Source organism: Aeromonas sp. FDAARGOS 1404 (genome assembly GCF_019047085.1).
Taxonomy (GTDB): domain Bacteria; phylum Pseudomonadota; class Gammaproteobacteria; order Enterobacterales; family Aeromonadaceae; genus Aeromonas; species Aeromonas veronii.
In genome coordinates, this window is record NZ_CP077237.1 from 437,432 (window position 1) to 451,657 (window position 14,226).

Genomic DNA, 14,226 nt, shown 5'->3' on the forward strand with positions numbered 1-14,226 from the left:
CTGCGGTCAGCGGCTCTTGGCAAGGGAATGCGCATCGTTTAAGTTATGCATAAGCTCGTTTAATAAAACGAACAAACGTGGGGCCGAGATGGCCCCGCGTTCCTATCTACCGAAGCCAAGGAGGCACCATGAAGACCCTCAACGACTGGATTTTGCTCGATCGCCACGAGGCGGCCCCTACCCCGCTGATGCCTGCCCCCGAGCGCATTAAAGCGGGCAACCCGGCGCAAACGGTGTGGAACCACTACTCCGACCCAAGCCAGCAGTTTCACGTGGGCTTCTGGGCTTGCGAGCCCGGCCGCTGGGCCATCCACTACACCGAGCACGAGTATTGCCAGCTGCTGGAGGGAGATGTGGTGATCCACGACAGCCTGGGCGGCCAGCTGGCCCTCAAACCCGGCGATCAATTCGTCATTCCCGCCGGTTTTGTCGGCGAGTGGGAAACACTTACCCCCTGTCGCAAGGTCTATGTGATCTTCGAACCCGCCTCGGCTTGACGTTCACGTCACCCTGCCCCGTTGCAGCAGCCCTTATCCTGTTGATCCGCTTGACGCTTACGGCATGATTTTCTGCGGTTTTCCCGCTTGCAAAAGATTTTTCCGCTAGGCATTGTGTCTAACGAGGAATGTAAATGGAATTTCGAGCCCAAACGTGGGGGGCTCATATAAAAATCAAGAGGATTACCGCCAATGTGTTCAATTTTCGGCATTCTGGATATCAAGTCCGATGCAGTATCCCTGCGCAAATCGGCCCTGGAGATGTCCAAGCGACTGCGTCACCGCGGGCCTGACTGGTCCGGCGTCTACAGCTCCGACAAAGCCATTCTGGTGCATGAGCGTCTGGCCATCGTCGACCCGGGCAATGGCGCCCAGCCGCTCTACAACCCCGAGCGCACCCATGTGCTGGCGGTCAACGGCGAGATCTACAACCACAAAGAGCTGGAAAAGACCCTCAAGGTCGACTTCCAGTTCCAGACCAAATCTGACTGTGAAGTGCTGCTGGCTCTCTACAAGGAGAAGGGCCCGGCGTTTCTCGACGATCTCAACGGCATCTTTGCCTTCATTCTTTATGACGCCGAGCAGGATGCCTACCTGATTGGTCGCGACCACATGGGAATCATTCCCCTCTATACCGGCCGCGACGAGCACGGCAACTTCTATGTCGCCTCCGAGATGAAGGCGCTGGTGCCGGTCTGCAAAAGCGTCGAGACCTTCCCGCCGGGACACTACCTGTGGAGCAAGGATGGCGAACTCAAACAGTGGTACAAGCGCGACTGGATGGAGTACGCCGCGGTCGAGCACAACGTCAGCGACAAGGCCGAGCTGAAAGCCGCGCTGGAAGCGGCGGTCAAACGCCAGCTGATGTGTGACGTGCCTTATGGCGTGCTGCTCTCCGGCGGGCTGGACTCCTCCGTTATCTCCGCCATTACCAAGCTCTATGCGGCGCGCCGCATCGAGGACGATGGCAAGAGCGAAGCCTGGTGGCCGCAACTGCACTCCTTCGCCGTGGGGCTGGAAGGGTCGCCGGATCTCGCCGCCGCCCGCAAGGTGGCCGATCACCTCGGCACCATCCATCACCAGATCCACTTCACCGTGCAGGAGGGTCTGGATGCCCTGCGCGACGTCATCTATCACCTCGAGACCTATGACGTCACCACCATCCGCGCCTCCACGCCAATGTATCTGATGGCCCGCTACATCAAGGCGATGGGGATCAAGATGGTGCTCTCCGGCGAAGGCTCTGACGAGCTGTTCGGTGGCTACCTCTACTTCCACAAGGCGCCCAACGCTAAAGAGTTCCACGAAGAGAACGTGCGCAAGCTCGCCTCACTGCATCTCTATGACTGCCTGCGCGCCAACAAGTCGATGGCCGCCTGGGGTGTGGAAGGTCGCGTGCCCTTCCTCGACAAGGAGTTCATGGACGTGGCGATGCGCCTGCAGCCTGCCGACAAGATGTGCGGCAAGGGCAAGATCGAAAAGCACATCCTGCGCGAAGCGTTCGAAGATCTGCTGCCCCACGAAGTGGCTTGGCGCCAGAAGGAGCAGTTCTCCGACGGAGTGGGTTATTCGTGGATCGACAGCCTGAAAGCCATGGTGGAACAGGAAGTGACGGATCAGATGTTCGAGGCGGCCGCATTCCGCTTCCCCATCAACACCCCGCTCACCAAGGAGGCCTACTTCTACCGCGCCATCTTCGACGAGCACTTCCCGCTGGAAGCCGCCGCCCGCACCGTGCCCTACGGCAAGTCGGTCGCCTGCTCCACCCCCACTGCGCTGGAGTGGGATGCCAAGTTCAAGGAGATGGCCGACCCGTCCGGCCGCGCCGTGATGGACGTGCACCAGCAAGGCTACTAAGCCCTAACGGGTTCACCAGAGCGGATAACGCCAGATAGCAAAAAGCCCTTCACCATGGTGAAGGGCTTTTTCATCTCCCCGCGGTCACGCCCGCCAAATCACATCAGACCATCGCAGCTAGTTGATTTTTCATAAATATTTAATTTTTTTACCGAGTGACCATGCATTGACAGGAAACGCGTCGATTGACTATGCCTGAAGGGTGATCAACAGGATGACCACGATGACAACAAGGATCGGGAGGGGGCATGGACGCTAACACTCTATCAAGGATTGGCATGCTGACAGCACTGCTCGTCAGTCCGTCTGCAATGGCCAATGACAATATCGTGGTACTGCAGCTTGGCAGGGCCTTCAGCAAAGAAAAGCTCGACATCAACATCGCCGACGCCAAGTTCCACCACATGTTCTGGCGCTGGGGAGACTCAGGCTGTCAATTTGGACTGGGGGTACGTGGCGGGACACTCAAGGTAGAAGATGAAGAGACCGCCAGACTGGGGGGCGGCGCCCGTATCGAATGCCAATGGGGTAACTGGGTGACCTGGATCCCCGGCGAAATGGTCTGGCTCGATCAGTACCAATTTGGCACTCGCGGCAACGGCTACAAGGATTACGGCGGCCCCTTCCAGTTCACACTAGGTATCGGCCTCGGTTACGCCATCACCAAGAATTGGCTGATCGGTTATCAGTATGAGCACATGTCCAACGCCTATATGTATGACAAGAACCCGGGGCTGGACAGCCATACCCTCCATATCGAGTACCGTTTTTAACAAACCCTCCCACATTCTGCGCCGTCGAATCCTTGGCATGACGATCCTGATGGGTTACCTGACGCAACTGCTGTTTTAAGTCGCCCATCTTTAAACAGACAAAATGCCAAAGCAGCCGAGTGTGAAACCATCAGGCGCAGCATAGACAAACGCCGATCAACAGATCGGCGTTCTGCATGTTCCGTACGGCAATCTTCAACCGGCGTTACAGATATTGCCCGACGATGGGGAGCAGATCCTCGACGTCACGGGCGATATGGTCGGGTTGGTGTTCCCAGCGCTCCGGGGTCGCGCGGCTATAGGCGACAGCCACCGATATCACACGGCTCTGCTCGCCAAGCGCCCCTTGCAAATGACGGGCAAACTGCACATCCGCTTCATGGTCACCGATATAGATCAGCGACTGGCACCTGGCTGGGCCGAAGATAGACTCCAGACATTTGAGGCCACCGTAAGGATGGGGTTTTTGCTGCTGTCCGGGCACGTCATCATAGCCGACCACAGCCTTGAAGAGGCTGTTCACGCCATGCAGCTCCAGTACCCGGCGAATGTTTTTTTGGGAGTTTTGCGAACAAATTCCGTGGGGAATGGCAGAGAAATGGTCAATCACCGCCTCCAGCCCCGCAAAAAACCGCACCTCGGTCCGGTTCATCTCCTGATGCTTGGCCCACAGACTGCCAGCCAGCACCATCTCGTCCCGCGACAAACCGTAGTAATCCATATAGAGCGCCTGCCAGTTCTTGGCAGCGTGATTGGCATGGTGATACTCCGCTTCGCTGCGCAGATAGCGCGGCAGATGTTCTCCGGTCAGATGGGGGGCAACCTCAGCCAGGATCTGCTTGGTGATATCGATATTCTTCGGCACCGAATTGACCAGAGTACCGTCATAATCCCATAAAATCGCATCCAACTTCATTGCGTTACCTGTCTCGCTTCACAGCCATAAGTCACGCCATGTTACTTGGCTTGCCTCCCCTCGCCAAACCGCGCTGTAAAAATGTGAGACCCATCCCGTCCCCACGCAGTAGCACAAGAGTTAATGTGCAACAACACAATAAATGAACATCCTCTGCCATACTCAAACGAAGTATTCCGTTACGCCGAAACCGGAGCCTGATCATGGTAACCAGCTCGCTTCACACCACAGATACCGAGGTTGAATTTGCCGACGATATCCAGTTGGTATCGACGACCGACCTCAAAGGGGACATCACCTACGCCAATCCGACGTTTTGTCAGGTGGCAGGCTATCGCTTGGAAGAGATGTTGGGGCAGCATCACAATCTGGTGCGCCACCCCGACATGCCCAAGGCAGCGTTTGCCGATCTCTGGGCCCACCTGCAGGCAGGCAAACCATGGCGAGGCATGGTAAAAAATCGCTGCAAAGATGGTCGCTATTATTGGGTTGATGCCTATGTCACCCCGATTTATGAAGATGGCAAGATGGTGGGTTACCAATCCGTCCGCTGCCGTCCCGCCGCAGAGCACAAAGCGCGTGCCAACAAGATGTACAAAACCCTTAAAGCCCGTGAAACCGGCTCTGCCATTCACATGGGCCTGCGTCAACTCACACCGGCCATGATGACCATCCCCCTGCTGCTCGTCAGCGTGATCAGCGCGGTCTGGCTGCTCTCACCGCTGCAGGCGCTCTGGGTCATCATTCCCCTCTTGGCAGCCATCTGGTTCAATCGCCACCCTCTCTTCCTCACACCGCGATTCTTGCAGCAGCTCGAACAGGATTACGACAGCATCAGCCGCCTTATCTTCTCGGGGGATGCCCCTCACAGCATTGCCGATTTCCATATCAAGCTCGGGCAAGCGAAGATCCGTACCGTACTCGGCCGGGTGGATGACACCACCGCGTCACTCAATGCCATGGCCAATGACCTGCGCGGCTCCGCCTCGCTGGCCAGCCAGGATATCTCTTCGCAAGACACGCAGATCCAGCAGATTGCCACCGCTGTCACCCAGATGGCTTCGGCCGCCGAGGAGATCAACCGCAATATTCAAGACAGCAACAGCCAGATTGAAGAGGCCCGCAGCCACTGCATCACCACCAGCACCCAGCTTTCGGAAGCAGGAGAAGAGATGTCGGCGCTGGCCACCCAGGCGGAGCAAGCCTTTCAGTCAGCCGTTGAGCTGGCGAGCGAGTCCGAGCGGATCGGCACCATCATGAGCGAAATTCGCGGCATTGCGGATCAAACCAACCTGCTGGCGCTCAATGCCTCCATCGAAGCCGCACGGGCAGGCGATCAGGGGCGCGGCTTTGCAGTGGTGGCGGACGAGGTTCGCAGCCTGTCGACCAGAACCCATAAGGCGACAGAGCAGATCCAGAACAGCATTGGCCATATCCAACAAACCCTAGGGGGATGGAAAGAGATGATGCATCTCAATGTGACCAGAACCAACGCCTGCCTCGCCACCACCCGGGCAAGCGCCGGCAACCTGAATCAGGTTGTGGTCGAGATAGACAAGGTCTCTGATTTTTCCAACCAGATCACCGCCGCGGCCACCGAGCAACAAGCGGTCATCGAGGAGATCAGTCGCAATATCAACCAGATATCCTCGCTCTCTCACGATAACAGTCTCAAAATCGATCTGGTGAGTGAAACCAGTGCCAACTTGCAGAGCAAAGCGAGCCAGCTCAAGGACTTAAGCAGGACGTTTGGATAGCAGCAATCAGATGACATATAAAAAGGGCCACCCGTCTGGGTGGCCCTGTTGTTTATACGGCTTAACTGTTGCTCCTAGAAGTGATCACAACCATTTAAGTTGGAAACTGGCAGATCAAAGTATTCAATGAGTTAACGATACCAAATGTGACATTTAAGTTGGAAACTCAAAAGTAATACTACATCTGCTCCGTGAGCAAACAGGACATTTAAGTTGGAAAACAGGCTCTATTTGACGTGATGGGGAGGGTGCGAACAAATCCTTGACACGAGATCATCAGATTTTCTTAGTACCATGGATGAGAACCAACGTGAGCCATCAACTGACCTTCGCTGACTACGAGTTCAATGGCAAACACCGCCAGACCCGCAAAGAAATCCCCCTTTTGTTCGGATCTCCCTAATTTATCAAAGGCTATGCACATACACATTTTCAAGAATACTTGTCGCGTGAAAAATAAAAATCACTGGCGATAGATTTAAAATTACTACCGTTAGCACTGCCCCATAGACAGCATCATTTATTATTACCCTGGATGGACATATATTTTTCATCTAATTGTGCAGAGAATCCAACTATTAATGATTTCAGCCCGAAATGGAAGGCCGTTTCAGCAGTGGTTCTCGTCTGAACATTAAATGCCTCCTGTAATAATGGTGGCACAGCGTCCATCACTGTATTGTATTCTGTCGGGTTTGTGGCTTGCTCTTCCAATACTGCACCCAGCGTAAAATGGCTGATAGATTGCAGAATGAAAAGAGCCTCCTCGACCGAAAACCCTGCATCGCATAGACAGCGTAGTTGCGCCTCTGCTTGTTCAAACTGGGGGGGCGTAGGAGAGGTCCCTATGTGCAATCGGGCTCCATCACGATGGACCAATAATGCTTTACGGAAACTCAGAGCATTTTCCTGGAGAAACTGCTGCCAACTCTCAGTCGGTAACGGTACTGAACGGGTGTGATGCTTCGCCAGTATTGCCTCTGAAAGCATGTTCATAAGGGTCTGCTTGTTGCGCACGTGCCAATACAGAGTCGGTTGCTCAATTTTGAGGGACTGCGCCAGCTTACGCGTAGTCAGGCCCTCTAGCCCTTCTCTGTCCAGCAGGGTGAGCGCCATTGAAATTACGTCGTCCAAGCTTAGTCGTGCCATCACTATCTCCTTTCGCTGTTGACAATCTATCACTGATAGAGTTACTTTTCAAACCCTATCACCGATAGAGAGCGTTAACTATGAACCGCACTGTGATGATGGCACTGGTCATCATTTTTTTAGATGCCATAGGGATTGGCATAATTATGCCTGTCTTACCGGCGTTATTACGGGAGTTTGTTGGAAAGGCTAATGTTGCGGAGAACTACGGTGTTTTATTGGCGCTGTATGCAATGATGCAAGTGATTTTTGCCCCTCTTCTCGGCCGCTGGTCAGATCGCATAGGTCGTCGCCCTGTATTATTACTTTCACTTTTAGGTGCAACACTGGACTACGCATTAATGGCAACAGCCAGCGTAGTGTGGGTGTTGTATCTGGGACGCTTAATTGCTGGTATTACCGGTGCGACTGGAGCTGTTGCAGCCTCAACAATTGCCGATGTCACACCTGAGGAATCCAGGACACATTGGTTTGGTATGATGGGTGCCTGTTTTGGTGGCGGTATGATTGCTGGACCAGTCATTGGTGGTTTTGCAGGTCAACTTTCGGTACAGGCACCGTTTATGTTCGCTGCTGCCATTAACGGGCTGGCATTTCTGGTCTCCCTATTCATTTTACATGAGACCCATAATGCTAATCAGGTTAGTGACGAGATAAAGAATGAAACAATCAATGAAACCACATCCTCCATACGCGAGATGATCTCCCCATTATCGGGATTGCTAGTTGTCTTTTTCATCATTCAATTGATTGGCCAAATCCCTGCAACATTATGGGTTTTATTCGGAGAAGAGCGCTTCGCATGGGATGGCGTAATGGTCGGTGTTTCATTGGCTGTGTTTGGGCTTACACACGCTCTGTTTCAAGGACTTGCTGCTGGTTTTATCGCTAAACATTTGGGAGAACAGAGAGCTATCGTGGTTGGCATCTTGGCTGATGGCTGTGGCCTACTTTTATTGGCAGTCATTACGCAAAGCTGGATGGTTTGGCCAGTTGTGCTGTTACTCGCTTGTGGTGGCATAACTCTTCCCGCTTTGCAGGGAATTATATCTGTTCGTGTCGGTCAGGTAGCACAGGGACAATTGCAAGGGTTGCTGACCAGTTTGACACACCTCACGGGTGTAATCGGTCCACTTATTTTTGCATTTTTGTATAGTGCAACCCACGAATCTTGGAATGGTTGGGTGTGGATAGTTGGATGCGGATTGTATGTAGTTGCACTGACTATACTGAGGTTTTTCTATCCCGGCAGGGCAGTCCACCCGAAAAATCAGAGCAATTCACAGCCATTTCTTTAAATGGTAATGGTAACTGAATGCCCCCAATTCCTAGACGTGAAACCGACCGTTGCACAGCATCAGAAATTGTGAATGTAACACATTGGACTACTACGAGAACCTACAATGCAAGCCATATTATTTGAGTAGTATTAACGCTACTCCATAACGACTGTCGCCATACTGAAAGTATGGTAAACAGAATAAAGAACTGTCCTCCACAATTGCAAGCCACCATGCCAATCTGTCAGCGCATAATGCCCATTATGTTGAATGGCAGAGTTCGCTTAGCAAAATGGTCGCTTCGCAGCCAAATAGTAATGTAGCGCCACTTTTACACCCTCTGTCGAAGCTCGGTAGGGCCTGATCGGGATGAAAGTTTAAGACAAATCGCTGGTGAGTTTGACTCAGCGAGGTGGCCGCTCTGGTTTGCCACAAGAAAGGCCGCCAAGCGGGCATTTTGATCGGTTTAGCGCAATGACCCACTCGCCACCGGCAGACGATAGTCCTGCTCGGGCGAGATGCCAGGCGGCAAAGCGGAAACTAGACGAAAACTTTCGTCATCAGATGACACCTCTCATAGGTTGGCACACGCCTGTGCGGCCTCTCTACCCCTGGGGCCATGGCAGCTCTGGAGGATTGAATGTTTATAGGTTGTAGGGCCGCGCATAGACTGATTCTATTCGCAGCAATAGTCGCCAGAAAGGGAACAGATTGAGCGCACAATGGTTGTCATATGGATACCATCAACTGATTGGTGCACACTTGTGTTGAACGATAACTGAGCCAATCGGGGTTGGCCAACTTAAAGTATTGATTTATATATAATTACATCATGATGTCAATTTTGTAGCCAACGGCTTGCGAAATGCCCCAAACTAGATGATGACCCAATGAACTCCTGAGTGATGATTCGCATTGGGCTGCCATCAACAACCCCCAGACGGAGGCGCAGACTCATAATGACTCATGTAGAGCAATCTCCCACAACCAGCAATCTATCTGTTCTGGAGTCGCTCGGTCTACCACGTAACTGGCTAGCCGCCCATCAGCACATAGTGTCTGGTGTATCTCCTGAGATCGTCGTCAAACTGAGCTCGCTATTGGGGTCTAATACCCGAACAATTTGCCAGATGATTGGCATTAGCCGAGACACACTGAATCGCCAAATCAAACGGGGCAATCGCTTATCGACAGCTCAGGGAGATCGCGTCTACTGGGTTGCCTTAGCAGTGGACGCAGCCATATCCCTACACCGGGGAGATACTGCTAAAACGATGAGCTGGCTCACCCGCTCTGCGTGGGGATTGGGTGGTGAAAAACCGGCCGATGTGATTACTACGCCTATGGGAGCGCAGGCAGTTATCGATCTTGTCGGCCGGATTAGGCATGGCATCCCCTGCTGATTAAGGGTCATACCATAAAGAACAAACAATAGGCTCATTTGGTGAGCCGATCACCCCGACCAATCGGCTCATTTGATGAGCCGATAACCTCGACCAATCGGTTCACTTGATGAGCCGATCACCTCGACCAACCGACTCACTTGATGAGCCGATGACCTCGACCAATCGACTCACTTGATGAGCCGATCAACACAACCACTCAAATCGTGGTTAGATAAGCTCTCGATTGCCTTCAATTTTCCCAAATTGATCAGGGTCTGCGGGTTGATAATCATCCGAAAACATATTCATCAACCGATGCTCCTGTCTCAGGTTGGCCAGCGCCCCAAAAAAGCAGCCTTCACATAGGTGTACCTGATATCGTTCACCATCGTGCTGCGAACCATAACCCCAGCAAGCTTCCAGCGTGCCGAATTCCTGCGTACCGAGCGATTTAGTAGTACTAGCACCACAGACATCGCACAAAATATCGACGACCTGTGTGGTAGGAACGATTGCTTCGACCTTCATGGCAATACTCCTCGTTGTGATGCCTGATATCAGAACCTGTATAGGTATCGACGGCGAGCATCAGGGCATAGGATGTTGAGCGGCATACGCCGCAACCAGCCGCACAGCCAATGCGTAACTGAGCGGTAGACGTGTTTTGTATTTCCTCAGGCAGTCTGGCCTATCGACTGCCCGTTCCAATGCAGATAGCGAACTTGCCTGCTCGGCCAGCAGCCCCAGTTGCTCAGCCAGTTTCCTATCCCGTTCTTCCCAATCCACACTGGGATGGTGAACTGCTCGCTTGGCGGCAGGTAACTGTTGATACAACCAAGCACGATCATGTTTATAGAGCCAAGTAAATGCGGTTCTACACACCTGTTCGACACAGCCTCGACTGACATCGGCATGCTGTGCCAAATATGCAGCCACCGTTACACGGTGCTCACGTAGACGGTTGACCCTTTTCAAATGCCGTCGCCAGTCAGAAAGCCCTTGGTGGCTCTGAATAATGGCTTCGACCGCCCCGACAGAAACGCCATGACTGTGCGCGATCTGCTGCCGTGCTCCCCCCATGAACGCCTGACGCCATATTCCCCGCTCAACCTCCACAGTGATGCGCTTGGCACGGTGGTCAACAGGTTGGTGGTGTCGCAGCGCGAGTTGCTTGATATAGCCGACACTGTATCCAGTCTGGCGGGCGATCTGCCGCATGGGGGTCTGTTCTGCCAGCAGCCTTAACACCGCTTGCTCGGCGGCTTGCCTGTCACTCGGAGAAGAGGCAGGCTCCGGCATCACGTGTGGCTCCTCGATGGAAAAGAATTCTGCTGGGCTGCGGCTCACAAACGCCATCAATACCGCGTGTTTTAGGTAGTGGTGGTTACGATTTCCGTGAACCAGAGCCGAGATGTACTGATAACTGGCCAGGCCCACTGGCACCATGGGGGCAGAGCCGGTAAACAGGCTCCGCCAGAACGCACTCAGAGCCTTCAACAGGGCCTGACTGCGGAGATGACCTTGGGCTGTCAAATAGCCCTGCTGTCCCAGCCATCGCCGATAATACTCAGCTGGTGATGCCACTGGCGACTGGACGCACAGATACCGATGCAGCTCGGTGATAAATGAAGAAAGGTAGATTTCTTGCTCGGACGGCAACGATTGCTCATAGCGCATGGCGGGATCGGGCAAGAGCAGTCGCCGATCGATACCTCCCGCGCTGGCCGCCAGGGTTTGCAAACGCAGCGTATGCCTGATACAGGCGGTCACTCCATACAGTTGATGCTCTGTATGCCAATATCCGGCCCCAAACGTCTGTTCATCCTCCAGCAGGCAACTAGGACACCATTTCAGGCAAACTACACCAAAGGCGAGTTTGCTGGCGGCTTGTCCTGACAGGGCCATTATTCCCCTCCCCTCACCCAGCATGGCGGCAGCCAGGGCGTGGACTTGGTGCTTATTGTTCAGCGTCAGGGCGAACAATGGGAAACCCGTGCCATGGTGCAGCAGGTATTGCGGATCCACCCCCGCCGCCTGGGCAGCCGCCTCAATATGCCCTGGTAATGCCGGATGCAACCGAACAGCAGGACAGTGGAATAGCTGGTTACAAAAATGGTTTCGATCACTGTAGGCCGAATGAACAAAATACTGGCTGACCCAGCTGTAGGCCGACTCGCCAGGAATATAGGTGGGGATCACCGAGGTCAACACCGATCACCCCTCAGATCCCAAGAGCCCCACCAGATCGACGCCTGCATGCTGCAACATCATTAGATGGGCCAGAGGGTGCAACGGATCTCGGGCTGACTTCTCATGGTAGCCCCGTGCATTGCGCAGCTGTGGGGGTAATTGCCATACCTGACCTGGCCCCCCACTATTGGTGAAATACGCAGTAAGTGCCAGGGGATCACATTGCGAGTCCATCTGCTGAAACCACGCATTGATCGTTTTGATACTTTTGACCGTGCGCATCTCCTCGCCCGAGATGCCCATCGAATCAGTCACCAGCTGAGTTAGCGCACACAGGGTGAGAGCACTCGCGGACTGGGCTAATGCCAGCGACGCCAACTCAATCTCTTTCATCCGCTCGGAAAAATGACCATCGTATCCCCCCATCCAGTGCCCACAATGGGGGCAGAGGCCCTCGTATGGTGGGATCAGTTGTTCCGACAATAATTTGGCAGAAAAACCACAGCCTGCGCAGTGACCAGACAAACCGCATTGATGCCGATAACAATGGAACACTCCTGGTAGTTGATGATCTCGGTGGTAGTAGGGCATACCATGGAGCTCATAATCCTCGGCAATACAGTCTGCGCACCAGCGCCAATATTGGTGTTGTACATTGTGCAGGCCAGTCACCCGTAACCGAAGCTGAGAACGGCCCGCCAATGCTGATGCCACTATCCTCTGCTCATCCGGAGTCAAAAAAGAAGCTAAATAATTGCCGACAGAGTGATCCTGCCACGCACGTTGAACGTGTCGGGCCCGAAATTGGGTATCGAGGACAGGATCGTCGGGATGACATAAACGATGGGGACGGATTTGTGGGCTGCTCAGCCCCAGCACCTGGGCCGTTGCAGTAAACGTCCCGTGCGTGCTCAGCACATGCATCCGGCCAACTACCGCCCCTAAATGCTCACCAGGTAGCAACTCCAGCCGATGGAGGATCATTTCCACGACCCCTTATCTACAGAGTAACCGAGTTGCCCCAGCAATGAATCCGGGGATAATTGCTCTAAAGTTTTTAGCTTCTTTTCCTCTGTTTTTGGCAGCTTTTTGGTGATTTTAACCTCGCCTTGCAGCAGGATTTCTCCTTCTGCTGAATATGCGTCTCCATCAACAACCTGACTATTTCCCACTGATTCGAGCAGTAACATCGGCGATAAGTCCTCAAATTGGTAGTAATCACCTTTACGCAGAGCACTCAACGCAGGCTGGAGGATTTTAAATTCGCGATTGAAACATAGGTCCAATGCTGCGATCGAGAGATCTTGATCTGTTGGTTTCAGCAGGGTTAGATATGATAGCGTGGCGCGAACTAGACTGGTTGCAATAGCCGGGATACCGGCACTCAAATAATGTATATGTTGGCGTAACACATCCTCTGATGTTTTCTGGTTTTTCAGAAATCTGGTTTGACATATCAGGCGGATAAAACGCAGCCAAAATGAGCTATTTATATCGCAGCTTACCAACTGCATAAATCCATTTTTAGTTGCTCGGCGGGTTAGCGTCATTTCGCTATCAAACAATTTCATCGTGGCCAATGTTCCGACAAACATCAACGGGATCCCCACTCGATTTAATAGTTCCTCTAGGAATTTCATGGTCGTTTTCTCGTTGTTACTGATCACTTCATTCTTGGCAGACCTGGCCAGGTTCTGCGCTTCATCAAGGATCAGCAAACCAACCCCATGGCCGATAAACGATTTTTGCACTACCGAAATCAACTCATTAACAGAGCGGTTCCTATGGGTATGGCTATAACTCTCACCAGTGACAGCGTCGAGTGATTCTAACAAGTTCAGCAAAAGTGCTTTTTGGCCACGGCGATCATGAATTTCAATGTACAGATAGGTCACCTGCACTCGACTCACAATAATTTCGTGACCATGCAGGTCCGTATAGCGATCATGCTCTATCGTTTGTGGTATCTGTTGGCAAATTTGCCTAACCATCGTGCTCTTCCCACGTCCGCTGAGCCCTAGCAGTAACAGGCTATACTGAACAGACAAGCCAAGACTCAGTACATGAGAGGCTTTCCATGGCTCGGCTTTGTCACGATCAATTGCAGCTAATATCCGGCGCACATCTGCCCCCACTGGATTGCGTCGAGTATACCCGGCCTCGATCATTCGTCGTATTTGGTCATATAAACGGTACGCCTCATCTGGAGAGGTATACACGTCCGCCAGTTGATCTATGGCTGTGCGGATAAAATATGAATGCAGCGATTCATCCACCCCTGCAAGATCCAGATCACACTGAAAAGGGATCTCACAGTTCGCATAAAATTGTGCCGTTGAGAGCGGCAAGCCAAGCCCCTCGATATAGGGGTTTCCCCGATATTTTGAATTGGGATGTGGGTAATATTGAGGTGCGGCCATGA

Annotated in this window: 12 protein-coding genes; 6 read left to right on the plus strand and 6 right to left on the minus strand. The window is 52.9% G+C overall.

From position 1 onward, the window contains the following. The first annotated feature begins 128 nt into the window (after positions 1-128). From I6L34_RS01905 to I6L34_RS01915, 3 genes are all read left to right on the plus strand, one after another. Positions 129-497, plus strand: coding sequence for a cupin domain-containing protein (locus tag I6L34_RS01905; protein ID WP_216955477.1), 369 nt, complete (start codon positions 129-131; stop codon positions 495-497). A 192-nt stretch (positions 498-689) separates the two neighbouring features. Beyond that, the gene (gene asnB, locus I6L34_RS01910; RefSeq protein ID WP_216955479.1) at positions 690-2,354 is read left to right on the plus strand and encodes an asparagine synthase B; all 1,665 of its coding nucleotides are present in this window, start codon (positions 690-692) and stop codon (positions 2,352-2,354) included. Positions 2,355-2,602: 248 nt separating this feature from the next. Beyond that, the gene (locus I6L34_RS01915) at positions 2,603-3,127 is read left to right on the plus strand and encodes an acyloxyacyl hydrolase (protein ID WP_216955481.1); all 525 of its coding nucleotides are present in this window, start codon (positions 2,603-2,605) and stop codon (positions 3,125-3,127) included. Positions 3,128-3,332: 205 nt separating this feature from the next. On the opposite strand, the gene I6L34_RS01920 is transcribed toward I6L34_RS01915, so the two are convergent. Continuing rightward, a complete protein-coding gene (locus I6L34_RS01920; RefSeq protein ID WP_139405314.1) occupies positions 3,333-4,043 on the minus strand; it encodes an HAD family hydrolase in 711 nt (236 codons plus the stop codon). A 203-nt stretch (positions 4,044-4,246) separates the two neighbouring features. Between I6L34_RS01920 and I6L34_RS01925 the strand changes: the two genes are divergently transcribed. Next, positions 4,247-5,800 carry a PAS domain-containing methyl-accepting chemotaxis protein gene (locus tag I6L34_RS01925; protein ID WP_216955483.1) on the plus strand — a complete coding sequence of 518 codons (1,554 nt, stop codon included), beginning with the start codon at positions 4,247-4,249 and terminating at the stop codon, positions 5,798-5,800. A gap of 516 nt (positions 5,801-6,316) precedes the next feature. On the opposite strand, the gene I6L34_RS01930 is transcribed toward I6L34_RS01925, so the two are convergent. Continuing rightward, positions 6,317-6,949: a tetracycline resistance transcriptional repressor TetR(E) gene (locus I6L34_RS01930; RefSeq protein ID WP_011899269.1), complete on the minus strand. Its 633-nt coding sequence runs from the start codon at positions 6,947-6,949 to the stop codon at positions 6,317-6,319. Between the two features lie 80 nt (positions 6,950-7,029). Between I6L34_RS01930 and tet(E) the strand changes: the two genes are divergently transcribed. Together tet(E) and I6L34_RS01940 are read left to right on the plus strand one after the other, a co-directional pair. Continuing rightward, positions 7,030-8,247, plus strand: a complete 1,218-nt coding sequence (gene tet(E) / locus I6L34_RS01935) for a tetracycline efflux MFS transporter Tet(E) (RefSeq protein WP_011899270.1) — start codon at positions 7,030-7,032, stop codon at positions 8,245-8,247. Between the two features lie 941 nt (positions 8,248-9,188). Then, on the plus strand, positions 9,189-9,632 hold the full coding sequence (locus I6L34_RS01940) for an antitoxin Xre/MbcA/ParS toxin-binding domain-containing protein (protein ID WP_082182281.1): 444 nt from the start codon (positions 9,189-9,191) through the stop codon (positions 9,630-9,632). 210 nt (positions 9,633-9,842) lie between these two features. On the opposite strand, the gene I6L34_RS01945 is transcribed toward I6L34_RS01940, so the two are convergent. Genes I6L34_RS01945 through I6L34_RS01960 form a run of 4 tightly spaced genes read right to left on the minus strand, consistent with a single transcriptional unit; the run spans position 9,843 to position 14,224 of the window. Beyond that, positions 9,843-10,142 (minus strand): hypothetical protein, encoded by a 300-nt coding sequence (locus tag I6L34_RS01945; RefSeq protein WP_024941359.1) that lies wholly within the window; start codon positions 10,140-10,142, stop codon positions 9,843-9,845. A gap of 60 nt (positions 10,143-10,202) precedes the next feature. Beyond that, positions 10,203-11,825: a TnsD family Tn7-like transposition protein gene (locus I6L34_RS01950; RefSeq protein WP_235655439.1), complete on the minus strand. Its 1,623-nt coding sequence runs from the start codon at positions 11,823-11,825 to the stop codon at positions 10,203-10,205. A 3-nt stretch (positions 11,826-11,828) separates the two neighbouring features. Next, on the minus strand, positions 11,829-12,788 hold the full coding sequence (locus I6L34_RS01955; RefSeq protein ID WP_103251530.1) for a TniQ family protein: 960 nt from the start codon (positions 12,786-12,788) through the stop codon (positions 11,829-11,831). Then, entirely contained in the window at positions 12,785-14,224 is a 1,440-nt protein-coding gene (locus I6L34_RS01960) for an AAA family ATPase (protein WP_077097817.1), read from the minus strand. The genes I6L34_RS01955 and I6L34_RS01960 overlap by 4 nt, the downstream gene beginning before the upstream one ends. Between the last annotated feature and the right edge of the window lie 2 nt (positions 14,225-14,226).

What these genes read in the sequence shown, in the direction of transcription:
- I6L34_RS01905 (WP_216955477.1), top strand. Translation starts at nt 129, where the DNA reads ATGAAGACCCTCAACGACTGGATTTTGCTCGATCGCCACGAGGCGGCC.
- asnB (WP_216955479.1), top strand. Translation starts at nt 690, where the DNA reads ATGTGTTCAATTTTCGGCATTCTGGATATCAAGTCCGATGCAGTATCC.
- I6L34_RS01915 (WP_216955481.1), top strand. Translation starts at nt 2,603, where the DNA reads ATGGACGCTAACACTCTATCAAGGATTGGCATGCTGACAGCACTGCTC.
- I6L34_RS01920 (WP_139405314.1), bottom strand. Translation starts at nt 4,043, where the DNA reads ATGAAGTTGGATGCGATTTTATGGGATTATGACGGTACTCTGGTCAAT.
- I6L34_RS01925 (WP_216955483.1), top strand. Translation starts at nt 4,247, where the DNA reads ATGGTAACCAGCTCGCTTCACACCACAGATACCGAGGTTGAATTTGCC.
- I6L34_RS01930 (WP_011899269.1), bottom strand. Translation starts at nt 6,949, where the DNA reads ATGGCACGACTAAGCTTGGACGACGTAATTTCAATGGCGCTCACCCTG.
- I6L34_RS01940 (WP_082182281.1), top strand. Translation starts at nt 9,189, where the DNA reads ATGACTCATGTAGAGCAATCTCCCACAACCAGCAATCTATCTGTTCTG.
- I6L34_RS01945 (WP_024941359.1), bottom strand. Translation starts at nt 10,142, where the DNA reads ATGAAGGTCGAAGCAATCGTTCCTACCACACAGGTCGTCGATATTTTG.
- I6L34_RS01955 (WP_103251530.1), bottom strand. Translation starts at nt 12,788, where the DNA reads ATGATCCTCCATCGGCTGGAGTTGCTACCTGGTGAGCATTTAGGGGCG.
- I6L34_RS01960 (WP_077097817.1), bottom strand. Translation starts at nt 14,224, where the DNA reads ATGGCCGCACCTCAATATTACCCACATCCCAATTCAAAATATCGGGGA.